Here is a 24,579-nt window from a genome sequence, read left to right on the forward strand (position 1 = left end):
GTTTTTCCTAGGACCTAGGACCTTTCTCTTCCTAGGCCCTTGTTTTAAACCTAGGACCTTTTTTAACTTACAACATCCCCACCGCTTTCTCGACACCAGCAATCAGCCTATCAACATCTTCTTGGGTATTGTAAATACCAAAAGAAACACGAATCGTGCCTTTGACCCCGAGCGCATCCATTAAGGGGTGCGCGCAATGATGTCCAGCACGCACTGCGATACCTTGTTGATCCAACAGGGTTGCAATATCTTGGTGATGAACGCCATCCATCACAAAAGTGAGTACAGAAGCATTGGGCTGGTAGCCAATGATGCGAATGTCATCCAATTGCCTTAGTGCCTCGTAAGCTTTTTGCTGTAATGCGTGTAAATGGTCTTCAACTTCTTGATGATCAAAACCTTGATACCATTCGATCGCTTTTGCTAAAGCAATTGCCCCTGCGACATTTGGGGTACCAGCTTCAAACTTTCCGGGTAAGCCTGAAAACGTGGTCTTTTCAAATGATACTCGTTCGACCATTTTCCCTCCGCCGTGCCAAGGTGGCATGGCTTGGAGAAGCGCTAACTTTCCATATAGCACGCCAATGCCTGCAGGCGCATAAAGCTTGTGCCCGGAAAAAACATAGAAGTCGATATCGAGTGCAGAGAGATTGAGAGGCTCATGAACAATGCCTTGTGCACCGTCCACGACGATGATAGCACCAACCGAATGAGCCATTTCAGTGATTTTTTCAATGGGCTGGCGAGTACCGGTTACGTTAGTGATTTGCGCGCAAGCAACAATCTTACACCGTTCAGACAGCAGTGATTGAAAGGCTGGTAAATCGAACTGGCATTCCGTGGTCATTGGGACTTTAACGACCTTTGCTCCGGTCTGTTCAGCCACAATTTGCCATGGGACGATATTCGCGTGATGCTCCATCTCGCTAATTAATATTTCATCCCCTGGTTGTAAGGTACTACGAGCGTATGTTTGAGCGATAAGGTTGAGAGCTTCAGTGGCGCCACGAGTCCATATGATTTCTTTTGAACTCTCGGCACCTACAAAGCGCGTCACGGTATCGCGCGCAGCTTCAAATTGGCTGGTCGCCTTTGCTGTTAAACTGTGGCTACCGCGATGAACGTTGGCATTTTGTGCGCTGTAATAATGTTGAATCACGTCAATCACACATTGCGGTTTTTGCGTGGTTGCTGCGCTATCGAGGTAAACCAACTCGGTGTCATTAATTGATTGATTTAAAGCGGGAAACTGGCTTCTTACTGCATTAACGTCAAACATTACTCGTCGCCTATCTTATGGTAATGCAAGGTCGGAATGGTCACCATAGGTTCAGCGACGCTCCATGCATGCTTCTTACCATCAAGCTTGATGATGATTTCGATCGCGAACTCTAATGCTGTGCCTGGGCCTGCTGGTAATAAGGTTGTGATTTAAATCGATCGTCACGCGTTTACTGCGCCAGTTTTGTTCTGGTATGTGTGACTGAAAACTAGGGTGGCAAGTCATTAGCGCTTTTGGAAAGAGATTGTGATGTTGTAACACCAATGCTGGCGCGGCACAAATCGCAGCAACCAGTTTACCGTCGTAAATATGCTGCTTGAGGATCTCTAGCATGACTGGGCTATCGCGAAATACCTCTGCTCCCCCGACACCACCAGAGAGTACGATGACATCAAATTCATCATCCGCTATATCGACCAACTTGCAATCGGCCGTTAAAGTGACACCGCGAGAAGCCTTCATGGTTAGGGAACCATCAAATGCAGCACTCGCGACCGTGACGTCATAGCCAGCTCGAACCAGTGTATCAATGGCAGTCACCGCTTCCATTTCTTCGGTACCGGGTGCGATGGGCACTAAAATTTTTTTAGTCATTAGTTTGTCCAGCTTTGTTCTATTTGTTTGATGCGTTGATAAAGTTTCCGGTTTTCCGGCGTATCGAGATGATGCTTCTCTGCCGCTTGCAACAAGTACCCGGTAATAAAATCGATTTCTGTGCGACGTTTGTGCAGCACATCCTGTCTCATCGAAGAGTAATTCTCTGCGGTTGCATCGACGACGTGCATAACGGTTTGAAATAGGGTAGTAAAATCTGTATTGATCCCTTCCTTGTTCATCACATTGACTAACTCCTGCGTAATGTGTGCCATCGTATCCTGAAAGTTTGCTTTCGCCAGTTCTCCATTTTTACATTGGTGGATCGCTGTTAAAGGATTGATGGCACAGTTGATAGCAAGTTTAGTCCATAATGCGGAATGAATATCGGGGTTCCATTTTACTTCAGGCAGCGCATGGTCAAGAACGCCTTGAAGAAACTCACACTGTGCCCCGGATGCATTGAAACCACCAATTTGAGTGGCCCCGTGACCTGTGTGGAGCACTTGCTGTTTGTTTGGTTTGTAGGCACCGTGCGTCGTCGTGGCTAATACAATCGGATTGTTCGCTAGCGCTTTCGCAATATGTTGGGCTGACCCCATACCATTGTGCATCAGCATAATGACCGTGTCGGTATGGATATAAGGCAGTAATGGAGTAATAGCGGCTTCGACTTGCCACGCTTTTACTGTGACTAAAAGTAGGTCGGCATTTTGTACGCTGGCAGACTGTCGATTAACAAACGCGACTGCTGCAGAGTCATCCAGACTGAGAGCTATTTCCCGTTCGGAGGTTCTACTCCAAAGCGAGACGTTATGTCCTGCTTGATTAAGTTTTGTAGCCCAGAGTGAGCCAACTGCTCCCGGACCTAAGATGACAATATTCACCAAACGCTCTCAATAAAAAAGGTTTGCTGCAAGGATAATGAGGGGAAAAAGGAAAGCAAATAAAAATGGCGCCAATTGGCGCCATTTTTGAGGATTCTTATCGGTTCGATTAGAACTTGTAAGTTACAGCTAGGTAGTGGCTTACACCAGTCGATTCTAGCTCAACACCAGGAGCAACTTGTAGACCGTCTTTTACGCCATATACTTCTTTGTATGCTTTCAGGCCGTAACCAACCGCGAAGCGATCTGAGTGCCAGTAAATGCCGTTGAACATTGCACCACCGTTTGACGCGGTAGTACCAAATTTGTTACCAGCATCATCATCCATACCGAATTGGTAATCAATGTAACCTTGGTAAGAAATGAATGAACCATTGTCGAAGAAGTAGAATGGTTTGAACCAGTTAGTCGAGATTTGGAAACCGTTCCAACCTTTGTTGTTGCCATCGTAAGTGCTGTACAGGTTTAGGCCGATTTTACCTAACCAAGGAACCATTACATCAGAACCTAAACCGATTTTCTGGTTGTTTACACCACCGTTGTCACCACCCCATTCCATTAGAGATGCAATATATAGTTCTTGAACAGGACCGAAAGATAGATCTTTACCAGTTACCGCATCTAGAGACATACGTGGTGCGAACTTCATAAACATCTTATCTTTAGATGTTGATTTATCTTGGTCATCTTTAGTCGCTAGGTTAAATACGTCTACGTAACCGTATAGGTCGAAAATACCAGAGCGACCACCAAATTCCATTTCTAGGTAATCGTGGGCGTTATCGTCAGCGCCTTTAACTCGTGGCATTTCATCAATTGAATACATGTAGTTGAACTGCATCCACTTGTAATCGTTTTTGTGGATATCGCCGTCAGAATAGTCAGCCGCCAAAACTGGTGCTGAGGTCGCTGCTAGAAGGCTAAGAGCTAAAAGTGATTTACGCATAAGGGGACTCTCTATATTTGTCATGGTTTAGAACACGCAATCTGTGTTGCGCTATCCAATTGGCGTGAATAATAGCGATAAAAATCTCAAATGAAAGTGACACAAGATGCAAAACTAAACCTTTTTGGTGATATAAATCACATAATTATTCTATTTATCGGAACTTTTTTGAGTTTGCATTTCATTGCAATAAATATGTGATTCAGATCGGTACTTGTGTGTATTTTCTTAACTTTTAAGCCAGTCGATTAACCAACAAAATTAGTAAGTGATCGGATTGATAATCTTCTCGTATTAGAAGATGAACATATAGAGGACTTATCAATGAATGAAGTTATGTTATTCCCACTTACCTCGGTCGTGCTTCCAAATGGCAAAATGAATTTGCGCATTTTTGAACCACGCTATGTACGTATGGTGAAAGAGAGTAGTCGACAAAATAGTGGTTTTGGCGTCTGTCTGGTAGGGAATAACAGCGATCCGAAAGAAGTTGGTGACGTTTGTTCGATAGGTACTTTAGTTCGAATCGTTGATTTTGAAACATTAAGTGATGGGCTTCTTGGCATAACAGTGATTGGTGAGAAACGGTTTAAGGTTAAGCGAGTTAGAGCGGATAAAGACGGTTTGAGGCATGCAGAAGTAGAGTGGATGGAAAATTGGCAGGCTCCTCATGAGTTGTTCAGTTTTTACTACTTAAGTCAACAGTTGGAATACGTTTATGAAGAGTTTCCCCAACTCGGTTCTCTCTATGCAAACTGCTTTTACAATGACCCAGTATGGGTCACGCAGCGTTGGCTTGAGCTATTACCGCTAGATTGCCGCTTATTCGAAAAACTGGCAGGAGCAGAGGATTGCCTGCCGGCACTACTATTTTTGAATCAAGCACTTGAAGCTCCTAACAACAAGGAAGCAAGATTATGAAACGAGTAAAACACGCACTGGCATGTTTGGCAGTGGTCATGGGTCTAACTGCTTGTGGTTCGGATTCCGACACTGTCGAGTATTCCAATGTACAGGCGATACATGCGGTGTCAGATGCACCTTTAGCCAATGTTTGGCTTAATGATAAAGCAACACTAACCGACGTTGATTATGGTGTTGGTTCCGGTTTTAAAAAAGTACGAGCCGGTATGAATTCAGTCCAAGTTGATGTGCAATTACCCGGTGACGAGGTCGCTACTGTCGTTCCTAGAACCGAGCTTGAACTCGAATCAGATTTTAATTACAGCGTATTCGTCGTGGGTGATGCAGATGGCAGTCCAAATGTGGTTGAACCTTTGGTCGTGACACGAGATGCCGAATCGATGGCGGATGCCAATAGCCTGGATGTACAAGTTGTGCACGCTGCTTCAGGCGTACCAGCAGTCGATGTTTATGTCACTGAGCCTGGCCTCGATTTAGCGAGCGCGAGTCCAACGGCTACTAATCTTGCTTACAAAGGCTCGACTGATGTTTTGAATATCCCAGCGGATGATTATCAAATTCGACTTGCTGTTGGTGACACCGTTGTGTTTGATTCTGGAACGGTTTCACTTGCCGGCGACGCCAACTTAACCATAGCGGCGATAAAAACCGGAGACTCGAACAGTACCTCTCCAGTTAAGTTGTTAGTTCTGGATGGCTCTGGTTCGTCTATGATTGAAGATATGGGAAGCCAAGCAGAAGTCCGAGTCGGGCACCTTGTTGATGGTGCCCCAGATGTTGATGTTAATGTCAACGGCTCGCCATTCGCACCACTTGCCGACTTAGCGTTTAAAGAAATTCGAGGTTATCTAGATTTGGCTCCTGATGCTTATGATATCGATGTGTTTGTTGATGGTACCACGACGGATCCGATCATTGACGTCAATGGGTTATCGGTTGAAGGGGGCAAGGACTACAGTGTATATGCGGTCGGTGTGGTCAGTCCTTCTATCGATATCGAACCATTAGTGGTAGAAGATATGAGAAGAGCAGTGGCGACCAGTGCGACGCTCAATATCACTCACGCGGCGGCTAATCCGGTAGCCGAGAAAGTGGACATTTATCTCACAACAAGTGCGGGAATTGATGGAAGTGATCCAGCAGTAACGGACTTTACGTATAAAGATAGTATACAAGGTCTTTATGTTGAAGCGGGTACCTACTACGTCACTGTAACAGTAGCGGGCGATCCAAGCGTTGTCGCTGTTGATTCGGCACCAGTAGATTTAATGAATGGTGTGGTTTACCAAGTTGTTGCGATAGACGATGGTAACAATGGCGGCTTTAACTTGTTAGTTGACGACATCACAGATTAGGAATGGATGGGAGGAGTGCTCTCCTCCCTATAATTAAGGCCGATTATGATGAGTGAGAGCCAACAAAAATTGGGTCGAAAAGAATGGTGCGCTTACATGGATAAAGTGAAAGCGCGTGACAAGGACGCGTTTGCTTTCGTCTTCCATTTTTATGCTCCCAAGTTGAAACAGTTCGCCTACAAGCATGTGGGTAATGAAGAAGTTGCGATGGAAATGGTGCAAGAAACCATGGCAACGGTTTGGCATAAAGCTCATCTTTACAATGGTGAGAAGAGTGCTTTATCAACGTGGATATACACAATCATCCGTAACTTATGTTTTGATCTGTTGAGAAAACAGAAAGGAAAAGAACTGCATATTCACTCGGATGATATCTGGCCTTCAGAGTATTATCCACCTGACCTTGTCGATCATTATTCACCGGAGCAAGACTTACTAAAAGATCAGGTTGTGAAGTTTTTAGGTACTCTGCCCAAAAATCAAAGGGAAGTGTTACAAGCAGTTTATCTTGAAGAGCTACCTCATCAGCAAGTCGCAGAAATGTTCAACATTCCCTTGGGGACCGTCAAATCTCGGTTAAGACTCGCGGTGGAAAAATTAAGGCACTCAATGCATATGGAGCAGTTATGAATAATCATCCAGATAACAACGTGTTAGAGGCTTATGCTTCAGGCAGCATTGATGCAGTTTCTGGGCTTATGGTCGCGACGCACTTAGAAACATGTCGTCAGTGTAGGGATTATGTCAATCAGGTTGAAGCTAACCAAGCGAACATCGTTAGTGATACGCCATCAGAGTACGATCGTGAGTTTGATGTGATGCTAAGTGACATTGTCAATGCAGAACCTATTGTCGATAACGTGGTCATACGCGATTATGCTGACGTGTCAGTTGCAGGAAAGACGTTTGCACTTCCGAATACCTTGACTCGATTTGCTGATTTAATTAGTGACTGGCGAAGCTATGGCGGGAAAGTTTTCAGTGCACAGATTGATTTGGGCGAAGACGCTCGTGTGAGTTTGATGTATATCGGAGAAAATGTGCAGGTGCCTCAGCATACGCACAAGGGATTGGAATCAACCCTCGTCCTTCATGGCAGCTTTAGCGATGAAGATGGGCAGTACCACGAAGGGGATTTAATGATAAGAGACGCCTCAGTGAAGCACAGTCCGTTTACTAAGAAAGGGGAAGACTGCTTGTGTTTGACTGCACTGACTGAGCCAATGATATTTACCCAAGGTGTTGCGAGAGTATTTAACTTGTTTGGTAAAGGTCTCTATCCGTAGAATACTTGTTACATCGATTTCTTGTTTATGCTTAAAATCAGAGCCACCAAAATGTTTGGTGGCTTTGTCGTTTTTGTTGTCTACTTGTTGCTTTCGCGTGATTTTTTGTGCGAGTTACTTCGAGCAGATTTAATCTCTGTTTCTGGCTTTTTCCAGTAGATCGTCGAAGTAGTGGCGCAGAGAGTAAAGCATGATCAAGCTTGGGATCACCATGACTGCCGTTAGGACGAAGAAGGCACTCCAGTTGTCGAGATAGTCGACGAACTCTCCGCTGAAAGACGCCAAAGTCGTCCGCCCGAAGTTACCCAAAGAAGCAAGCAGCGCATATTGAGTCGCAGAAAATGCTTGCCCGGTAAGAACAGTAAGAAATGAAACAAATGCAACGGTCGAAAACGCGGTAGTAAAGTTATCAACAATAATTGTTGCCAGATAGAGGTGCTCGTTTGGTCCAACAGAAGCGATCCACGCAAACATCAGGTTGCTGGCTGACATTGCAATACCGCCCATCATCAGGCCTCGAACAATCCCGAAGCGAACATTAAACATGCTGCCAATGATGGTGAAGAAGATGGTTGCTCCCCAGCCAATCAATTTAGAGTAGTAGCCTATTTGTTCGTTACTAAAGCCAATATCTTTATAAAATGCAATCGACATACGGCCTAAAAACGCTTCGCCGATCTTAAATAGAAAGACGAATAATAATAGCGTGATAGCCACTCTAACGCCGTTGCGGTTGAAGAAGTCTAAGAATGGCTCTATGACCGTCACGGTAAACCAAGCGACGATTTTTGAACCAACCACTTCCTTATGGCGTTGTTCCGCTTGTGATTGTAATTGCTCTCGTTGTGTTTGTGGCTCGCCCACTAACAACGTGAAGATCATTAACAGAACGACGATCAACGCCATGCCGTAGTAAACACCATTCCAGCCAATACTGTCTGCGTTAATGAACGCTAAATAGCCAGGAAGAGAGTAGCCTGTCCACCAACCTGTTACCGCCATAGCGGAAGCTTGGGGAAGCTTGGAGGCTTCTGATTTTGGAAAGGTATCGATACGAAATGCATCGATAGCAATATCTTGTGTGGCTGACGCAGTGGCAATACATAAGGCCAATATCGAAGCCAAGATTAAATTCTCTGCCGGATTAACGCCAGCGATGAGGACTGTCCCTACCAATACAATGCTTTGACAAAAGAATACCCAGCTACGTCTTTGGCCTAATAAACGGTAAAGCATAGGTAACTTAACTCGGTCAACTAAAGGAGCCCAGAGAAAGTTAATGGCATAGACAGCAAAGACGCTACCAAAATAACCGATAGCGGAGAGGGTTAATCCAGCATCTTTAAGCCAGCCAGACATATTTGAGCCGATCAGTACCCAAGGGAAGCCACTAGAGCAACCGAGCATAAAGACCCATAACAAACGTTTATCAAGGTAACTTTTTACCGTTTCCAACCAAGTGATGGAAGGTAATGAAGACATAGGTAAATCCAGATTAGTGACGCTGTGGAAAGAAAAAGCTCTTTGAAAATTCAAAGAGCTTATTTGTTAACGCGATAAGTACTGTCAACATGATAAGTACAGTCGATATGATAAGTACTGAAACCGCGGTAAAAATGGCTCATGCTAGCATGGCTTGAATCTTATTTCTGAACCACTCATTTACTTCGTACCAATACTCTGTACTTAGGACTCAGTATCGAGGGCACTCGTTAAGCCACGTTATTCTATTCGTGTGGCTTTAGTAATGACAATTTGCGTTTCTGGCACGTCACGCATTCCACCTGATGACGAGGTTGGCTGTTTTGCCATCTCTTGGATGACTTCAAAGCCTTTGGTCACTTGACCAAAAACCGCGTAACCCGGTGGGCGAGCACCATAGTTCAGAAAGTCGTTGTCGACTAGGTTAATGTAGAACTGACGAGTTGCCGAGTCAGGCGCATTGGTTCTCGCCATTGCGATGGTGGCTTGATCGTTATTTAAACCGTTATTGCCTTCATTTTTTATTGGCGCATAGGTTTTGACCATTTCCATGTCTTGATTAAAGCCGCCGCCTTGAGCCATAAAGTTGGGAATCACGCGATGGAAAATAGTACCAGCATAGCTACCATCCTCGACATATCTCAAGAAGTTCTCAACCGTAATAGGTGCCTTTTCTTGATTAAGTTCAACAGTAAAAGAGCCGATTGTGGTTTCGAACTCAACTTTGGGACCAGCCCATACGCTACAACTTAATAGCGCAAAAGATAGTATGGCTTTACGTAACATTAGAAGCGTTCCTGCATGTATTGACGAAGCTCTGGATCGTTACCAATTTCTTCCAGAGTAAGTGTTATTACATCATTTAAGGTTTGCTCGATATCTTCATCAGATGCGCTAAATGCGCCCGAGCGTTGTGCTGTTCCTGTGTAGGTCTTAACTAACTTACCTTGTGGTGTTTCTGCTGTCAGTTGCAAGACCAGTTTCGCATCCATGTCGTTTTCCATGGCTGAATGCTTAACGTTTACGAGCGCTTCCATCACAGACAGCTCGACGACATTATTGCTACGTAGATCTGAGTGAAAACCTTGCGATGAGAATTGTTTCTCAAGGGCTTCCTCTAAGGTGATACGCAAGTTTTGTTTGGCGTGAAGAGGCAAAATGTTGGAATGCCCGCTGTCTACTAAAGCAACGTACTGAGCCGCGCGTACATCTTTACTGATCATGCTGTACGTTTTACCTTGCACTATTGGGTTTGTGCTTAGTGTGGTTTCCGGCATCAGGTTTAGCTGTTGTTGATTAGGTGCTTGAGAAGATGAACATGCAGCAAGCAATACAACCGAAGCCGCGAGTACCAGTTTTTTCATTTTATTATTCCTTGTAAACGGTTTGCTCAGTAAGGAGCTTATTTTGCGTCTAATTTAGCAGGATTTTTTGTCGCCTGTAAAATAACGAACTTGTTGTTTCCAGCGATAAGTTTCACATTCTCTTTGCCAAATAGGCGCTTTAGCTTTGTATCGTAGCCAAGGTGACGGTTTCCTATGACAAGTAACTTTCCCCCTTGGTTCAAAACTTGTTTTGCGTCGCAGAACATTTGCCAAGCGATATGGTCAGTAATGGCTTGCTGCTGATGGAAGGGCGGGTTACACATTACAAGTTCGCAGCTGTCGGCTTCAAAGCCATCTAAGCAGTTATTCGTGATACAGCGTACATCGCGCTCTTTGCCTAGGTTATCTGCTAAGTTTAGTTTGGCCGACTCTACTGCCATAAAGCTTTCATCGACGCAGGTTAAACGTGCTGTGGGATTGAGTTGACCTGCTTTTACCGACAGGACACCGTTGCCACAACCCAAGTCAATAATGTGATTGATGGAAGGATCTTGCGGTATATGCTGGAGCATAAAACGAGCACCCAAATCTAAGCTTTCACCTGAATAGACATTTGGCATGTTTTTAAGCTGAATGTTCTCTCCATCGACCGACCAAATCGTGATTGGTTCGACATCGATGGTTGGTGCCACGTCTGCTTCGGAAAAAACCAAACGGTGTTTTTTCCATGCAAGCGAGGTTTTTGTGCTGCCCAAATATTTTTCAAACAGTTTCAGTGTTGAAGTGTGGATCTCTTTTGCTTTGTTTACCGCTATGACGGGGCATGATGCAGGGAGTGTTTTTCTCAGCTGGCTGAGGAGCCAGATCAGATGACGGTTACTTTTGGGTAACTGCATCAACACCACGTCTGTATCGTTGGGGACCGCGTCCAACGTGGTGAGCATAGTCACGTTGTTACCACTATTTTGCTTTAAATTCAGTTCAGTGCCGCGATGAGAAATATGAGAATCACTCATTAATGTGACACGATGTTTATCTGAAAACCAGCATGCAAGTGCGCCAAAGTTATCGTTAATAACGAGGATATTTTGATTCTCTGGCAGTGCCAGTTCTTCGACGTGATTGATCAGGTACTCATCACCTGCATCCCAAGCTTGTAACGTTTCGTTTGTACGTTTGGGGAAACGGTGAAGCGTCAGACTTCGACCATGAAGGTTCAATTCGGTTTTCATAGATAAACGTAAGTTGATTCGATAAACGAGTGCAATATTGTCTCAGATGATGACGTGTCTAGATACAAAAAGGTGTGAAATTTCTTAATTATCTTATTTCTTTTCGCCAATGTGCCCAAGTTACCTCAAGCAGTTCTGAGCCTGTATCTCGAGGTGATTTTGGGATAGTAAGCGACGGATTTGAGAAGATACTGTCCCTTGTTTTTAGTATATACTTATCCATTTAACATCAGGAGGAACGAATATGATCCAAGAAATCATAGAGAAAAAATTGCATAGTGAGTTGCAACCAAGTTATTTAAAAGTGATTAACGAAAGCTACATGCACAATGTGCCACCAGGTTCAGAGAGTCACTTTAAAGTCATTGTGGTGAGTAATTGTTTTGAGGGACAGCGCTTGATCGGTCGACATCGCCAAGTTCATCAAACTCTCGCGGATGAATTAGACAATCACATTCACGCGTTGGCGATTCATACCTATACTGACGAGGAGTGGAAGCGTGAACAAAATGGCGCACCTGATAGCCCGATGTGTGTCGGTGGCGGTCAATAAGTTCTCGCTGAATAGGCTCCTTGAAGTGACTCGCGTATATCACTCACATTTTAGCGTTTATGTGTTCGCAACCAATTTATCTGTTGGCGATGGATAAAAAGATAAGGAGATGGCAAAAGCCATCTTTTTTTTGTTATTTTATTCTTCGGTCAAACATTTTATCGACTGAGATTATGTAGAGTGCCTCACGAATTGTCACGATGAATGCATGTGGCTGATGTTTTGAAATATTAACAACATTTCAACATGTGACAGAAAATTACCACTTGTTATACGTAGTGAATCTGACCGTTTTGAAAGCAATCGATCCAGTGTGAGCATTTGTGCGTTCGGTCAAAAATATGAGTATTCTTTAAGCTGTTAAACCTTCTTCCGCCCAAATATCCGCTCTATTCGCATGATTGGTCATGGCATCAAGTTTGGAAAAAATGCTAAACTACGGCACCTGATGAGTCTCTCACCTTCTTGTGTGATGAGATTTTAAAAAGGATGTTGCGATTTTGGTGTTTAAAACAACACCGAAACCGGACACTAATGTCGTGTCTAAAAGTTACGCAATCAAAAGAATCTTTTTCCCGATAAAAGTAGTGCAAGTGCGTATGATTACAATAAAAAAGGGCTTGGACCTTCCTATTGCAGGAACTCCATCCCAGGTGATAAATGATGGTAAGACCATCAAAAAAGTCGCCTTGCTTGGCGAAGAGTACGTTGGCATGCGTCCAACCATGCATGTCCGCGTTGGTGATGAAGTGAAGAAAGCGCAAGTTCTTTTTGAAGACAAAAAGAACCCAGGCGTGAAATTCACTGCACCAGCAGCCGGTAAAGTGATCGAGATTAACCGTGGTGCTAAGCGTGTGCTTCAATCTGTTGTGATTGAAGTTGCAGGTGAAGAACAGGTAACTTTCGATAAGTTTGAAGCCGCTCAACTAGCAAGTTTAGATCGTGAGGCGATCAAGACTCAATTGGTTGAATCTGGCCTTTGGACCGCTTTGCGTACTCGTCCGTTTAGCAAGGTTCCAGCAATCGAGTCTTCTACTAAGGCTATTTTCGTAACAGCAACGGATACTAATCCACTTGCTGCGAAGCCTGAGTTGATCATTAATGAGCAACAAGAAGCGTTCATTGCGGGTTTAGATATTCTTTCAGCCCTCACGGAAGACAAGGTTTACGTATGTAAAACAGGTACTAGCCTACCTCGCTCTTCTCAATCGAACATTGAAGAACATGTCTTTGATGGTCCTCACCCGGCAGGTCTCGCGGGTACCCACATGCATTATCTATATCCAGTCAATGCAGAGAATGTGGCGTGGAGCATCAATTACCAAGACGTTATTGCGTTTGGTAAGTTGTTCCTCACTGGTGAGTTATACACTGACCGTGTGATTTCTCTAGCAGGTCCTGTGGTAAATAACCCTCGCCTTATTCGCACAACACTTGGTGCTAGCTTGATGATGTAGTGGATAACGAGTTAATGCCAGGTGACGTTCGTGTGATTTCTGGCTCTGTACTAACCGGTACACACGCTACGGGTCCTCACGCCTACCTAGGTCGTTACCACGTACAGGTTTCTGTACTTCGTGAAGGCTACGAAAAAGAGCTGTTTGGCTGGGCAATGCCTGGTAAAAACAAGTTCTCGATAACTCGCTCATTCCTTGGTCACTTATTCAAAGGTCAGTTGTTCAACATGACAACGACGACTAACGGTAGTGATCGTTCAATGGTTCCAATTGGCAACTACGAGCGTGTATTGCCACTAGATATGGAGCCTACTCTGTTACTTCGCGATCTATGTGCAGGCGACTCTGACAGTGCACAAGCACTGGGCGCTCTAGAGCTAGATGAAGAAGATGTAGCATTGTGTACCTTTGTTTGTCCTGGTAAGTACGAGTACGGTCAACTGCTTCGTGAATGCCTAGATAAGATCGAGAAGGAAGGGTAATTTTCATGTCTCTTAAAAAGTTTATTGAAGACATCGAGCATCACTTTGAACCTGGCGGTAAACACGAGAAGTGGTTTGCCCTTTATGAAGCAGCAGCAACGTTGTTTTATACACCGGGCCTTGTAACAAAGAGAAGCTCGCACGTTCGTGATAGCGTTGATCTAAAACGCATCATGATCATGGTTTGGTTCGCGGTATTCCCAGCAATGTTCTGGGGGATGTACAACGCGGGTGGCCAAGCTATCGCAGCATTGACTCACATGCATGCTGGTGACCAACTAGCAACAGTAGTCGCAGGTAATTGGCATTACTGGCTAACCGAAATGTTCGGCGGGACCATATCCGCTGATGCAGGGGTTGGCAGTAAAATGCTCCTTGGCGCGACTTACTTCTTGCCTATCTACGCAACGGTATTCATCGTTGGTGGTTTCTGGGAAGTGCTGTTCTGTATGGTGCGTAAGCACGAAGTTAACGAAGGTTTCTTTGTCACTTCTATTCTTTTCGCGCTTATCGTTCCACCAACACTTCCTCTATGGCAAGCCGCGTTAGGTATTACCTTCGGTGTTGTTGTAGCGAAAGAGATCTTCGGTGGTACGGGTCGTAACTTCCTGAACCCTGCACTAGCAGGCCGTGCATTCCTATTCTTCGCTTACCCGGCACAAATTTCGGGTGACGTCGTTTGGACTGCTGCTGATGGTTTCTCTGGTGCAACGGCGCTTAGCCAGTGGGCTCAGGGTGGTAACGGTGCACTAGTAAACACAGTTTCAGGTGCTCCTATTACTTGGATGGATGCGTTCATCGGTAACATCCCAGGTTCAATCGGTGAAGTATCGACACTTGCACTATTGATCGGTGCAGCAATGATCGTTTACATGCGAATTGCTTCATGGCGCATCATTGCGGGTGTCATGATCGGTATGATTGTGACGTCAACGCTGTTCAACGTGATCGGTTCTGATACGAACCCAATGTTCAACATGCCATGGCACTGGCACCTAGTTCTAGGTGGTTTTGCATTCGGTATGTTCTTTATGGCAACAGACCCTGTATCAGCTTCATTTACCAACAAAGGTAAGTGGTGGTATGGCGCGTTAATTGGTGTTATGTGTGTTCTTATCCGTGTAGTTAACCCAGCTTACCCTGAGGGTATGATGCTGGCGATTCTATTCGCGAACCTGTTTGCACCTCTGTTCGACCACTTAGTTATTGAGAAGAACATCAAGCGGAGACTAGCACGATATGGCAAGTAATAACGACAGCATTAAAAAGACGCTGGGTGTTGTTATCGGGTTGAGCCTTGTTTGTTCAATCATCGTATCAACAGCAGCGGTAGGTCTGCGTGATAAGCAAAAAGCGAACGCTGTCCTAGATAAGCAATCGAAGATCGTTGAAGTTGCAGGCATTGAGGCAAACGGTAAAAAAGTACCTGAGCTGTTTGCCGAGTACATTGAACCTCGTTTAGTTGACCTTGAAACAGGTAACTTTACTGAAGGTGATGCAGCGACTTATGATCAACGTGCAGCATCAAAAGATGCACAACGCTCAATTAAATTGACTCCAGAAGAAGATTTGGCTGACATTCGTCGCCGCGCAAAAACTGCCGTGGTGTACTTAGTTAAAGGCCAAGACGAAATTCAAAAAGTGATCTTGCCGGTACACGGTAAAGGGCTTTGGTCAATGATGTACGCGTTTGTAGCTGTTGAAACGGACGGTAACACGGTTTCTGGTATTACTTACTACGAGCAAGGTGAAACTCCTGGACTTGGTGGTGAAGTAGAGAACCCATCTTGGCGCGCTCAGTGGGATGGCAAAAAACTGTACGATGAGAACCACCAGCCAGCGATTAAAGTCGTGAAAGGTGGGGCGCCTCAGGGTTCTGAGCACGGTGTTGATGGCCTATCAGGTGCGACACTAACTAGTAACGGTGTTCAACATACATTTGACTTCTGGTTAGGTGACATGGGCTTTGGTCCGTTCCTAGCAAAAGTTCGTGACGGAGGTCTGAACTAATGTCTAGTGCACAAAATGTTAAAAAGAGCATTCTAGCGCCAGTATTGGATAACAACCCAATCGCGCTGCAGGTGCTTGGTGTATGTTCTGCTCTGGCAGTAACAACTAAACTGGAAACCGCGTTTGTTATGACGCTAGCGGTTACGTTTGTAACGGCATTGTCTAACTTCTCTGTTTCTCTTATCCGTAACCACATTCCTAACAGCGTACGTATCATCGTGCAGATGGCTATCATGCTTCGCTAGTAATCGTGGTAGACCAGGTGCTGAAAGCTTACCTTTACGATATCTCGAAACAGCTATCAGTTTTCGTTGGTCTTATCATCACCAACTGTATCGTAATGGGTCGTGCTGAAGCATTTGCAATGAAATCTGCGCCAGTGCCATCACTTATTGATGGTATCGGTAACGGTCTGGGTTACGGTTTCGTTCTTATTACTGTAGGTTTCTTCCGCGAGCTGTTCGGCTCAGGCAAACTATTTGGTCTGGAAGTACTACCTCTAGTAAGCAACGGCGGTTGGTATCAACCAAACGGCTTGATGCTTCTCGCACCGTCAGCATTCTTCCTAATCGGCTTCATGATCTGGGTAATCCGTATTCTGAAACCAGAACAAGTAGAAGCGAAGGAGTAAGGACGTCATGGAACATTACATTAGTCTGTTAGTTAAATCGATTTTCATCGAAAACATGGCTTTGTCTTTCTTCTTAGGTATGTGTACGTTTCTTGCGGTATCTAAGAAAGTTAAGACCTCTTTTGGTCTAGGTGTCGCGGTTGTGGTAGTACTTACTATCGCCGTTCCTGTGAACAACCTTGTTTACAACCTAGTGCTGAGAGAAAACGCTTTAGTTGAAGGAGTCGATCTTAGCTTCCTAAACTTCATCACCTTTATCGGTGTAATCGCTGCACTTGTACAGATTCTAGAGATGGTTCTCGACCGTTTCTTCCCACCTCTGTACAACGCGCTTGGCATCTTCCTTCCGTTGATCACAGTAAACTGTGCAATCTTCGGTGGTGTATCTTTCATGGTACAGCGTGACTACAACTTTGCTGAATCGGTTGTTTACGGTTTCGGCTCTGGTGTGGGCTGGATGCTAGCCATCGTTGCTCTTGCAGGTATCCGTGAGAAGATGAAGTACTCTGACGTACCTCCTGGTCTTCGTGGTCTTGGCATCACGTTCATCACGGTAGGTCTAATGGCGTTAGGCTTTATGTCTTTCTCTGGTGTTCAACTGTAAGTCGGGTAAACCGCAACAATTAAGGAATAGTCAATGGACATTATTCTTGGTGTAGTGATGTTTACTCTGATCGTACTGGCTCTAGTACTAGTGATTCTTTTCGCTAAGTCTAAGCTTGTACCAACAGGTGACATTACAATTTCTGTGAACGACGACCCTAATTTGGCGATCGTTACACAACCAGGCGGTAAACTACTAAGCGCTCTAGCTGGTGCTGGTGTTTTCGTTTCTTCTGCCTGTGGTGGCGGTGGCTCTTGTGGTCAGTGTCGCGTAAAAGTTAAATCTGGTGGTGGTGATATCCTCCCTACAGAGCTTGACCATATTACTAAAGGTGAAGCGCGTGAAGGTGAGCGTCTAGCATGTCAAGTTGCAATGAAAACCGACATGGACATCGAACTTCCAGAAGAAATCTTCGGCGTTAAGAAGTGGGAATGTACCGTTATCTCTAACGATAACAAAGCGACATTCATCAAAGAGCTTAAGCTGCAAATCCCTGATGGCGAATCAGTACCGTTCCGTGCTGGTGGTTACATTCAGATTGAAGCACCTGCTCACCACGTCAAATACGCTGACTTCGATGTACCTGAAGAGTACCGCGAAGACTGGGACAAATTTAATCTGTTCCGTTATGAGTCAAAAGTAAACGAAGAGACTATCCGCGCTTACTCAATGGCTAACTACCCAGAAGAAGAAGGCATTATTATGCTGAACGTGCGTATCGCTACGCCGCCGCCTAATAATCCTGACGTACCACCTGGTATCATGTCTTCGTACATCTGGTCTTTGAAAGAAGGCGATAAGTGTACGATCTCTGGTCCATTTGGTGAGTTCTTCGCGAAAGACACTGATGCTGAAATGGTATTCGTTGGTGGTGGTGCAGGTATGGCACCTATGCGTTCGCATATCTTCGACCAACTTAAGCGTCTACATTCTAAGCGTAAGATGTCTTTCTGGTACGGTGCACGTTCTAAGCGTGAAATGTTCTACGTAGAAGACTTCGATGGCCTAGCGGCTGAGAACGACAACTTCGTATGGCACTGTGCGCTCTCTGATCCAATGCCAGAAGACAATTGGGATGGTTACACAGGATTCATCCACAACGTACTGTACGAAAACTATCTGAAGGATCATGAAGCTCCAGAAGATTGTGAGTACTACATGTGTGGTCCACCAATGATGAACGCAGCAGTTATCGGCATGCTGAAAGATCTCGGTGTAGAAGATGAAAACATCCTACTTGATGACTTTGGTGGCTAAATTTCGCTTCATTTGAAGTTGTCGTTTTGTTATTTGCAGCTTCAACTGATTGAAATGACGTCGATAGAATGGCTAGCTAACTTTAGCTAGCCATTATTTTTTTAGATTAAACCCGAAGCACCACCAGTTGTTATAGGAAATTGGATTGCTAAAACAATCTCATTCCCCATATCAATTCAACAATAATGGGAGTAAACAAGTGAAAACGTGGCTTGTTGCATTCGCTTCTTTAATTATCTTGGCTGGTTGTGAACAGCCTGATGAGCAAATTCATTTGAGTGGCCCAACGATGGGGACTACGTACAATATAAAATACATCGAACAAGACGGTTTGCCTGAACCAAAAGCGCTACATACAGAGATTGATCGCTTGCTTGAAGAAGTGAATGATCAAATGTCAACTTATCGCCAAGACTCGGAGTTAAGCCTGTTCAACCAGCATGCGACTGATGAACCGTTTGAAGTATCTCCTCAAACTGCAACGGTAGTAAAAGAAGCGATACGATTAAATCACCTGACGTTGGGAGCACTGGATGTCACGGTAGGACCTCTTGTGAACTTGTGGGGCTTTGGACCGGAAGCGCGTCCGGACGTAGTACCAACAGACGAAGAGCTCGCTGAGCGCAAAGCGAATACAGGTATCCATCATTTATCGGTAGACGGAAACTTTTTGTCTAAAGACTTGCCTCAGTTATATGTCGACCTTTCTACGATCGCGAAAGGATGGGGGGTTGATGTTGTTGCGAATTACTTAGAGTCTGAAGGTATTCAGAACTATATGGTAGAAGTTGGCGGTGAAATGCGTCTAAAAGGTATTAACCATGATGGTGTACCTTGGCGTATTGCGATTGAAAAACCGACGGTCGATGAGCGATCAATTCAGGAAATCATAGAGCCGGGCGATATGGCAATTGCAACAAGCGGTGACTATCGTAATTACTTTGAGAGCGATGGTGTGAGATACTCTCATATTATTAACCCACAGACGGGCAAGCCGATTCATCACAAAGTGGTGTCAGTGACGGTATTGGATAAGTCATCAATGACAGCCGATGGACTTGCTACGGGCTTGATGGTGTTAGGTGCAGAAAAAGGCATGGCTATCGCGAATGAAAATGGTATCCCAGCCTTCATGATTGTTAAGACTGATGATGGTTTTAAAGAACTGGCTTCAGAAGCTTACAAGCCGTTTATGAATAAATAACTAAGTTATGAACAAGTAACTACAAGAAGTGAGCATGTTCTTATGAGTACATTTCTAATTACATTTGCCGTATTTGTTGCAGTGATAGCAGCGATGGCGGTCGGTTATATCTTTCAAAAGAAAGTCGTGAAAGGCAGCTGTGGTGGTCTTGGTGCCGTTGGTATCGAGAAAGTATGTAACTGTCCAGAACCGTGTGATGCACGTAAAAAGCGCGAAGCTCGTGAAGCGGCGCGTGCAGAAAAGCTCGCGGCTTGGGAAAAAGACCGTATTGCTTAATCGTTCGCATTAAACTAACGGGTAACAAAACCAACTATATAACCCAGCCTCGGCTGGGTTATTTTTTCTCTATTACCAAATGACCAGTTATTTACTACGATTGATATAGAGTCATCAATCGTTTTAACAGGAGATCATTATGGAAATGCATCAACATGGAATGTCCGATCTTTTTGAGCAACTGGGGTTAGGAAGTTCACCTGAAGAAATCAAAGACTTCGTTAATCACCACCGTCATCAGCGTGACTCGGTTGTGTTGCATGAAGCCAGTTTTTGGACACGATCACAAGCCGCCTTTTTGAAGCAGGCGATTGACGAAGATGCTGACTGGGCAGAATTGGTTGATCAACTGGATGTCATGTTGCGTGATTAGATGAAATGACAGGGGCTATACCACAAGTTAAGATGTACAATAAAGGCTTGTGCTTAGTAACGTTAGGCTTTGCACAAGTACAGAAATAATAACTGCAAATTTGTCTCAATACTCGCCGTTATGGTTGTGAACGAACCCAGAACTAACGTGAATCTTAAGGTCATTCATTTATGCTGTTAGCCCCTGCAAGCATCGGTCGTAAACTGTTGTTGTCTTTTATTGCGATGGCAACCCTCGTGATTATATCTACAGTTATTGGTGTATCAGGCTTCTCTTTGGTTGCAAAGACAGAAAGAAATGTCGTTGATACTGCCATCCCCTCAATGCTCGAAGCTAGGCAGGTATCAGAGTTAAGCACCCAAATCATTTCCTCAGTGCAGATATTGTCCAATGCGCAAAATGAGCGAGAACGAAAGGAAGCAGGTAGAGTTGTATTCGAACAGCTGGATTCGTTACTCAACCATATTCAAACTTTAGGCAGTGATACGTTTAATACGGCGGTATTGGATACGTTAGCAAGCCATGTTCAAAGTGTGATTAATAATTTAGCCGAGCTAGGTGTAACAGTAGAGAGAAGGCTGTCGTTAACCGAGGAGATAAAGCGTCTCGTTGAAGACATGCGGCTAATCAGTGAAGAGCTAGAGCAACTCACTCGGACTCAGGTACAAAATACCAGCACCATACTGTCGCGAACGTGACCCATATTTATGATTTACTGGAGTCAAATGACAAAAATCGCGCTTATCAGGCGCTTGATGCTCTTGTCGAGGTAGATTTAGATCTTGCGGACCGTCTGCACCAACTCCACCTTCTTGCCTTCAAGATGCTTAACCAAACAGAAGAAGCAAGAACGCTAAGTAATATTGATCGTTTAAAGCAAGTACAAAGTGAGTTTCTAACTAATCTCACCATCATGAAACGTCGTGTATTAGCGGTAGAAGACCCAACACGATCGAAGCAAATGAGTGAACTTATTGATGAGCTAGGTAAGCGAAAAGTCGTGTTCACCATGCTCATTCAGAAATATGAAAATAATCAACAGGCACAACAGCTTAAACAAGAGACCTTGGAGTTGTTTGCAGAACTGAATCGTACCGTGAGCGAATTGGTCGACAATTCTAATAAAGCAACCACGTTCGCCATTGATGAACTGACTCATTCACTGCAACGAGCCCAATGGTCACTAACGGTCATTTCGATATTGAGTTTAGTGATTTTGGTGCTGATTGTTTGGCGAGTGGTGTATCTTTCTGTGGTGAAAAGGCTAGCTGAGTATTCATCTGCACTGCTGTCGGTGGCACAAGGTAACTTAGCGGTAGACGTAAACGTTGAGGGAAAAGATGAACTTGCGCATATGGGGCGGGCAATTATCACCGCTAGGGATACGGCTCAAGCACTCAAGGTTGTAGCAGAGAGCGAAGCGGCAGCTAAACAAGAACTCGAAGTTCACAAGTCGCAACTCGAAAATCTTATCGAAAAACGCACCTCACAGTTAATGCAGGCAAACGATCGCTTGAACGAGGAGGTATTAAATCATGCCAAAGCACGCAACCAAGCAGAACAAGCAAACCGTGCGAAAACAGCCTTCTTAGCAACCATGAGCCATGAAATTCGCACGCCAATGAATGGCGTATTAGGAACGGCTCGTTTGCTGATAGATTCGGGGTTAAGTCCGGTACAAAGGCAATACGCTGAAATCATCAACGGCAGTGGTAAGACACTGCTGGCTATTATTAACGATATTTTAGATTACTCTAAAATTGAGGCCGGACATTTAGACATTCGCAATCATGGTTTCGATCTTCATCAAATGGTAGAGGAAAGTTATCAATTGATGAAGAGTCGAGCGCAAGAGAAAAATCTGCTTTTCTCTTATCATATTGAAAGTGATGTTAACCACTTTTGGAAAGGTGATATGACCCGACTCAGTCAAGTGCTGAACAACTTAGTCGGCAATGCGATTAAGTTTACTGAGCAAGGAGAAGTCGATATTTACGTTAGCCTCGATCCAGTGGATGAATCCCTAATCCGGTTTGAAGTTTCCGATACGGGGATTGGTCTGACTAAGAAAGACCAACAATTACTCTTTGAACCTTTTACACAGGCGCAAGGGGGCTACAATCAAGCAGGAGGAACGGGTCTTGGACTTGCTATTAGTAAACGTCTCATCGAAGCGATGAATGGCAAGATAGGTGTTGACTCCGAACAAGGTCATGGAAGCTGTTTCTGGTTTTCAGTTCCATTACAACCTAGTGAAGCCATAGACGCTGCTATTGTGGCCAGCTCGCCTTGTAACGTGCGTGCCAAAGTATTACTTGTGGAAGACAATGAAGTAAATCGAATTGTTGCTCAAGGCTTTTTAGAAAGTATGCAGCATGAGGTTGTGCTGGCAGTAGACGGTCAACAGGCAAAAAAACGCTTTTCTGAGCAGAACTTTGATATTGCATTGGTGGATATTAATTTGCCAGATTGTGATGGAGCAGAATTGATTCAGCAACTTAAGCAGATAGAGCGTACTAGAGCGGACAACCATGATTTGAAAACCACGCCTATGGTCGCGGTATCCGCGCACGTATTTTCAGAGGAAGTTGAACGCTACTTAGCCGCGGGTTTTGATGGATACTTACCCAAGCCGCTTTCCAAAGAACGACTAGCGAGCTTAATACAGACGTTATTAGATGATCAGCAACGACGTCTTCCACAAGGTAAAATTTGTGACGCTACTGAAAGGGTCAATGGCAGAGAGTCAATGATGACCGCTCATAGAGTGGAATCTACACTCTTAAATCAAGATGAATTAGACATTATCGAACCAAGTGTCCTTCAATCAGACCTGGATGTGCTAGGGAAAGAAAAAATCGTGCTGCTTATCGAGTTATTTGCAAAAAGCAGCTCAGAAGCCCTTAAACAATTCGAGTTGTCAGCCAGCCTTAATGACAATACTAACGTGAAAAGCTTGGCTCATAAGCTAAAAGGCAGTGCGGGAAGTTTGGGGTTAATCGCCTTAATGAAAACCTGTGAGCGTATTGAGGGAGCGGCAGAACCTGTGATCGAGTACTGTCAATGCAAAGCCAAGCTGAATGAGCAGATATTAGCATCTCAGCGCGCACTTCAAGCGTTCATTAACGCTTAGACGATCTATCGTCGTGCTGGCTTCACAGTTCGGCACAGATGGACTCTATTTGGAATTTGGAGTGAGGCTCCGGCGTAATCCCCATATCGAATATCGGTTTTACAACCATAATATTGTCGACTTTAATTGAATTAAGCTTGAAATGCTGCGAATATTTTTATTATAAGTTGTTGATTTTATAGGTGATAAAATTTAATGAAGAAATGTATATCTATTATGTGTACTTAGTGTATAGTGTCGTCAGCTCTAATAGTGAGCTATTGATAACATATTTAGTTCAAGATTTTCTCAGTTTTACGATTAATTTCGTCATGTCTATCCTGCGATACCTTTTTCTTCATTCCTTATTTAGTAGCTTTCTTTTTAATTCAATCAATGTATCGAGATATATATGTCAAATAAAACAACTGGCTCAGTAAAATGGTTTAATGAAACAAAAGGTTTTGGATTTATCACTCCTGATAACGGTGGTGAAGACCTATTTGTTCACTTTAGATCAATTGCTAGCGAAGGTTTTAAAACATTAGCTGAAGGCCAAAAAGTGTCTTTCAATGTTGAACAAGGTAACAAAGGCCCACAAGCAGGCAACGTTACGTTAGCATAAGTTTCTTTAAAAAGGTCTCACCTATTTGGCGAGACCTTTTTATTTGTATACTTAATTATTGAGAATAAAAATCCCCTCATTATAGTAAGAGCCTGGCCTGTACCCAAACGTTGGTTAACTCGCAACGTATTGAAGGCACAAAGCTTTACCTAGAGAACATCCCCGCCTCTTTGCTCATGTTTGTTTATTTTAACGAACAAAAATCTCCTGAAACTAAAGGTCGATAAGAGAAGGGTGATAATTGATATGTCCAAATGAAAGCCTTGACAGCGTTCATAAGACAAGAAAAATCGAAAATATTTTGTTAAAACGAGAACAAAGATTGCTTTGGGATCGATAAGGTAGAAAAAGATATGAGAAAGCCAGTAAGAAAGTCGAGCAAAAAAACACAAAAAAACAACTTTGAAGAGCGTTTTGCTGTCATGGTGAAAAGCTACCAAGACGCTAAAGAAATTCTTGATTCTATGGTAGAAGGTACGTCTGAGTATATAACTCAGAAAAAAGTATGTGATAAACTTTTTGCTAATGCTGAAAGATATATTAATAAAAACTAATAATCTGCAGTGGTTTTCACCTTCTTTATAAAAACTTACTTAAACACTTTTTGTTCATCATTACCGTCTTTGCCCTCCGCATTCATGTAAACGTCATGAGCTTTCACCTTAATGAAGTTCTGAATCTT

21 protein-coding genes and 4 pseudogenes are annotated in these 24,579 nt (G+C 44.0%); 17 read left to right on the top strand and 8 right to left on the bottom strand.

What is annotated here, in order from left to right:
• Positions 1-67: 67 nt before the first annotated feature.
• The 4 genes and pseudogenes from csdA to SU60_RS13585 form a co-directional block, all read right to left on the bottom strand.
• The gene (gene csdA / locus SU60_RS13570) at positions 68-1,279 is read right to left on the bottom strand and encodes a cysteine desulfurase CsdA (RefSeq protein ID WP_041155990.1); all 1,212 of its coding nucleotides are present in this window, start codon (positions 1,277-1,279) and stop codon (positions 68-70) included.
• Positions 1,279-1,876: pseudogene (locus tag SU60_RS13575) on the bottom strand (DJ-1 family glyoxalase III). The gene csdA and the pseudogene SU60_RS13575 overlap by 1 nt, the downstream one beginning before the upstream one ends.
• Positions 1,876-2,763, bottom strand: coding sequence for a 2-dehydropantoate 2-reductase (panE, locus tag SU60_RS13580; RefSeq protein WP_084735836.1), 888 nt, complete (start codon positions 2,761-2,763; stop codon positions 1,876-1,878). The pseudogene SU60_RS13575 and the gene panE overlap by 1 nt, the downstream one beginning before the upstream one ends.
• Before the next feature lie 109 nt (positions 2,764-2,872).
• Complete coding sequence (locus SU60_RS13585) at positions 2,873-3,709, bottom strand: nucleoside-specific channel-forming Tsx family protein (protein WP_041155992.1); 837 nt, start codon at positions 3,707-3,709, stop codon at positions 2,873-2,875.
• Positions 3,710-4,033: 324 nt separating this feature from the next.
• On the opposite strand from SU60_RS13585, the gene SU60_RS13590 reads away from it, so the two are divergent.
• The 4 genes from SU60_RS13590 to SU60_RS13605 are packed head-to-tail and all read left to right on the top strand — an operon-like array spanning position 4,034 to position 7,274.
• On the top strand, positions 4,034-4,630 hold the full coding sequence (locus tag SU60_RS13590) for an LON peptidase substrate-binding domain-containing protein (protein WP_041155993.1): 597 nt from the start codon (positions 4,034-4,036) through the stop codon (positions 4,628-4,630).
• Positions 4,627-5,988: a DUF4397 domain-containing protein gene (locus SU60_RS13595; protein ID WP_041155994.1), complete on the top strand. Its 1,362-nt coding sequence runs from the start codon at positions 4,627-4,629 to the stop codon at positions 5,986-5,988. Before SU60_RS13590 ends, SU60_RS13595 begins: the two co-directional genes overlap by 4 nt.
• A 45-nt stretch (positions 5,989-6,033) precedes the next feature.
• Positions 6,034-6,618 carry an RNA polymerase sigma factor gene (locus SU60_RS13600; RefSeq protein ID WP_041155995.1) on the top strand — a complete coding sequence of 195 codons (585 nt, stop codon included), beginning with the start codon at positions 6,034-6,036 and terminating at the stop codon, positions 6,616-6,618.
• A complete protein-coding gene (locus SU60_RS13605; RefSeq protein ID WP_041155996.1) occupies positions 6,615-7,274 on the top strand; it encodes a ChrR family anti-sigma-E factor in 660 nt (219 codons plus the stop codon). Before SU60_RS13600 ends, SU60_RS13605 begins: the two co-directional genes overlap by 4 nt.
• 129 nt (positions 7,275-7,403) lie before the next feature.
• Here the strand turns inward: SU60_RS13605 and SU60_RS13610 are convergent, their stop codons facing one another.
• The 4 genes from SU60_RS13610 to SU60_RS13625 all read right to left on the bottom strand — a co-directional run bounded on the left by SU60_RS13610 (position 7,404) and on the right by SU60_RS13625 (position 11,313).
• The gene (locus SU60_RS13610; protein WP_041155997.1) at positions 7,404-8,756 is read right to left on the bottom strand and encodes an AmpG family muropeptide MFS transporter; all 1,353 of its coding nucleotides are present in this window, start codon (positions 8,754-8,756) and stop codon (positions 7,404-7,406) included.
• A 240-nt stretch (positions 8,757-8,996) separates the two neighbouring features.
• Positions 8,997-9,542, bottom strand: coding sequence for a peptidylprolyl isomerase (locus SU60_RS13615; RefSeq protein ID WP_041155998.1), 546 nt, complete (start codon positions 9,540-9,542; stop codon positions 8,997-8,999).
• The gene (locus tag SU60_RS13620) at positions 9,542-10,120 is read right to left on the bottom strand and encodes a YajG family lipoprotein (protein ID WP_041155999.1); all 579 of its coding nucleotides are present in this window, start codon (positions 10,118-10,120) and stop codon (positions 9,542-9,544) included. The genes SU60_RS13615 and SU60_RS13620 overlap by 1 nt, the downstream gene beginning before the upstream one ends.
• 38 nt (positions 10,121-10,158) lie before the next feature.
• Positions 10,159-11,313 (bottom strand): methyltransferase, encoded by a 1,155-nt coding sequence (locus tag SU60_RS13625; RefSeq protein ID WP_041156000.1) that lies wholly within the window; start codon positions 11,311-11,313, stop codon positions 10,159-10,161.
• A 244-nt stretch (positions 11,314-11,557) separates the two neighbouring features.
• Between SU60_RS13625 and bolA the strand changes: the two genes are divergently transcribed.
• The 13 genes and pseudogenes from bolA to SU60_RS13690 all read left to right on the top strand — a co-directional run bounded on the left by bolA (position 11,558) and on the right by SU60_RS13690 (position 24,451).
• Positions 11,558-11,866 carry a transcriptional regulator BolA gene (gene bolA, locus SU60_RS13630; protein ID WP_041156001.1) on the top strand — a complete coding sequence of 103 codons (309 nt, stop codon included), beginning with the start codon at positions 11,558-11,560 and terminating at the stop codon, positions 11,864-11,866.
• Positions 11,867-12,465: 599 nt separating this feature from the next.
• Positions 12,466-13,805, top strand: a pseudogene (locus SU60_RS13635) (Na(+)-translocating NADH-quinone reductase subunit A).
• A 5-nt stretch (positions 13,806-13,810) separates the two neighbouring features.
• The gene (locus SU60_RS13640; RefSeq protein ID WP_041156002.1) at positions 13,811-15,055 is read left to right on the top strand and encodes an NADH:ubiquinone reductase (Na(+)-transporting) subunit B; all 1,245 of its coding nucleotides are present in this window, start codon (positions 13,811-13,813) and stop codon (positions 15,053-15,055) included.
• Positions 15,045-15,815 (top strand): Na(+)-translocating NADH-quinone reductase subunit C, encoded by a 771-nt coding sequence (locus tag SU60_RS13645; RefSeq protein WP_041156003.1) that lies wholly within the window; start codon positions 15,045-15,047, stop codon positions 15,813-15,815. Before SU60_RS13640 ends, SU60_RS13645 begins: the two co-directional genes overlap by 11 nt.
• Positions 15,815-16,446, top strand: a pseudogene (locus SU60_RS13650) (NADH:ubiquinone reductase (Na(+)-transporting) subunit D). The gene SU60_RS13645 and the pseudogene SU60_RS13650 overlap by 1 nt, the downstream one beginning before the upstream one ends.
• A gap of 7 nt (positions 16,447-16,453) precedes the next feature.
• Positions 16,454-17,050: an NADH:ubiquinone reductase (Na(+)-transporting) subunit E gene (gene nqrE / locus SU60_RS13655; protein WP_014232790.1), complete on the top strand. Its 597-nt coding sequence runs from the start codon at positions 16,454-16,456 to the stop codon at positions 17,048-17,050.
• A 33-nt stretch (positions 17,051-17,083) separates the two neighbouring features.
• The gene (nqrF, locus tag SU60_RS13660) at positions 17,084-18,307 is read left to right on the top strand and encodes an NADH:ubiquinone reductase (Na(+)-transporting) subunit F (protein WP_041156004.1); all 1,224 of its coding nucleotides are present in this window, start codon (positions 17,084-17,086) and stop codon (positions 18,305-18,307) included.
• Positions 18,308-18,506: 199 nt separating this feature from the next.
• Entirely contained in the window at positions 18,507-19,511 is a 1,005-nt protein-coding gene (locus SU60_RS13665) for an FAD:protein FMN transferase (protein WP_041156069.1), read from the top strand.
• 42 nt (positions 19,512-19,553) lie between these two features.
• Positions 19,554-19,787 carry a (Na+)-NQR maturation NqrM gene (gene nqrM / locus SU60_RS13670; protein WP_005436655.1) on the top strand — a complete coding sequence of 78 codons (234 nt, stop codon included), beginning with the start codon at positions 19,554-19,556 and terminating at the stop codon, positions 19,785-19,787.
• A 139-nt stretch (positions 19,788-19,926) separates the two neighbouring features.
• Positions 19,927-20,160: a DUF2789 domain-containing protein gene (locus tag SU60_RS13675; protein WP_041156005.1), complete on the top strand. Its 234-nt coding sequence runs from the start codon at positions 19,927-19,929 to the stop codon at positions 20,158-20,160.
• A gap of 170 nt (positions 20,161-20,330) precedes the next feature.
• Positions 20,331-23,293, top strand: a pseudogene (torS, locus tag SU60_RS13680) (TMAO reductase system sensor histidine kinase/response regulator TorS).
• Positions 23,294-23,684: 391 nt separating this feature from the next.
• The gene (gene cspE, locus SU60_RS13685; protein WP_041156006.1) at positions 23,685-23,897 is read left to right on the top strand and encodes a transcription antiterminator/RNA stability regulator CspE; all 213 of its coding nucleotides are present in this window, start codon (positions 23,685-23,687) and stop codon (positions 23,895-23,897) included.
• 353 nt (positions 23,898-24,250) lie between these two features.
• Entirely contained in the window at positions 24,251-24,451 is a 201-nt protein-coding gene (locus SU60_RS13690; RefSeq protein WP_041156007.1) for a hypothetical protein, read from the top strand.
• Positions 24,452-24,579 lie beyond the last annotated feature (128 nt).

Origin of the sequence: Vibrio mytili (assembly GCF_000830505.1) — a bacterium.
Taxonomy (GTDB): Bacteria; Pseudomonadota; Gammaproteobacteria; order Enterobacterales; family Vibrionaceae; genus Vibrio; species Vibrio mytili.

What these genes read in the sequence shown, in the direction of transcription:
- csdA (WP_041155990.1), bottom strand. Translation starts at nt 1,279, where the DNA reads ATGTTTGACGTTAATGCAGTAAGAAGCCAGTTTCCCGCTTTAAATCAA.
- SU60_RS13585 (WP_041155992.1), bottom strand. Translation starts at nt 3,709, where the DNA reads ATGCGTAAATCACTTTTAGCTCTTAGCCTTCTAGCAGCGACCTCAGCA.
- SU60_RS13590 (WP_041155993.1), top strand. Translation starts at nt 4,034, where the DNA reads ATGAATGAAGTTATGTTATTCCCACTTACCTCGGTCGTGCTTCCAAAT.
- SU60_RS13595 (WP_041155994.1), top strand. Translation starts at nt 4,627, where the DNA reads ATGAAACGAGTAAAACACGCACTGGCATGTTTGGCAGTGGTCATGGGT.
- SU60_RS13600 (WP_041155995.1), top strand. Translation starts at nt 6,034, where the DNA reads ATGATGAGTGAGAGCCAACAAAAATTGGGTCGAAAAGAATGGTGCGCT.
- SU60_RS13605 (WP_041155996.1), top strand. Translation starts at nt 6,615, where the DNA reads ATGAATAATCATCCAGATAACAACGTGTTAGAGGCTTATGCTTCAGGC.
- SU60_RS13610 (WP_041155997.1), bottom strand. Translation starts at nt 8,756, where the DNA reads ATGTCTTCATTACCTTCCATCACTTGGTTGGAAACGGTAAAAAGTTAC.
- SU60_RS13615 (WP_041155998.1), bottom strand. Translation starts at nt 9,542, where the DNA reads ATGTTACGTAAAGCCATACTATCTTTTGCGCTATTAAGTTGTAGCGTA.
- SU60_RS13620 (WP_041155999.1), bottom strand. Translation starts at nt 10,120, where the DNA reads ATGAAAAAACTGGTACTCGCGGCTTCGGTTGTATTGCTTGCTGCATGT.
- SU60_RS13625 (WP_041156000.1), bottom strand. Translation starts at nt 11,313, where the DNA reads ATGAAAACCGAATTGAACCTTCATGGTCGAAGTCTGACGCTTCACCGT.
- bolA (WP_041156001.1), top strand. Translation starts at nt 11,558, where the DNA reads ATGATCCAAGAAATCATAGAGAAAAAATTGCATAGTGAGTTGCAACCA.
- SU60_RS13640 (WP_041156002.1), top strand. Translation starts at nt 13,811, where the DNA reads ATGTCTCTTAAAAAGTTTATTGAAGACATCGAGCATCACTTTGAACCT.
- SU60_RS13645 (WP_041156003.1), top strand. Translation starts at nt 15,045, where the DNA reads ATGGCAAGTAATAACGACAGCATTAAAAAGACGCTGGGTGTTGTTATC.
- nqrE (WP_014232790.1), top strand. Translation starts at nt 16,454, where the DNA reads ATGGAACATTACATTAGTCTGTTAGTTAAATCGATTTTCATCGAAAAC.
- nqrF (WP_041156004.1), top strand. Translation starts at nt 17,084, where the DNA reads ATGGACATTATTCTTGGTGTAGTGATGTTTACTCTGATCGTACTGGCT.
- nqrM (WP_005436655.1), top strand. Translation starts at nt 19,554, where the DNA reads ATGAGTACATTTCTAATTACATTTGCCGTATTTGTTGCAGTGATAGCA.
- SU60_RS13675 (WP_041156005.1), top strand. Translation starts at nt 19,927, where the DNA reads ATGGAAATGCATCAACATGGAATGTCCGATCTTTTTGAGCAACTGGGG.
- cspE (WP_041156006.1), top strand. Translation starts at nt 23,685, where the DNA reads ATGTCAAATAAAACAACTGGCTCAGTAAAATGGTTTAATGAAACAAAA.
- SU60_RS13690 (WP_041156007.1), top strand. Translation starts at nt 24,251, where the DNA reads ATGAGAAAGCCAGTAAGAAAGTCGAGCAAAAAAACACAAAAAAACAAC.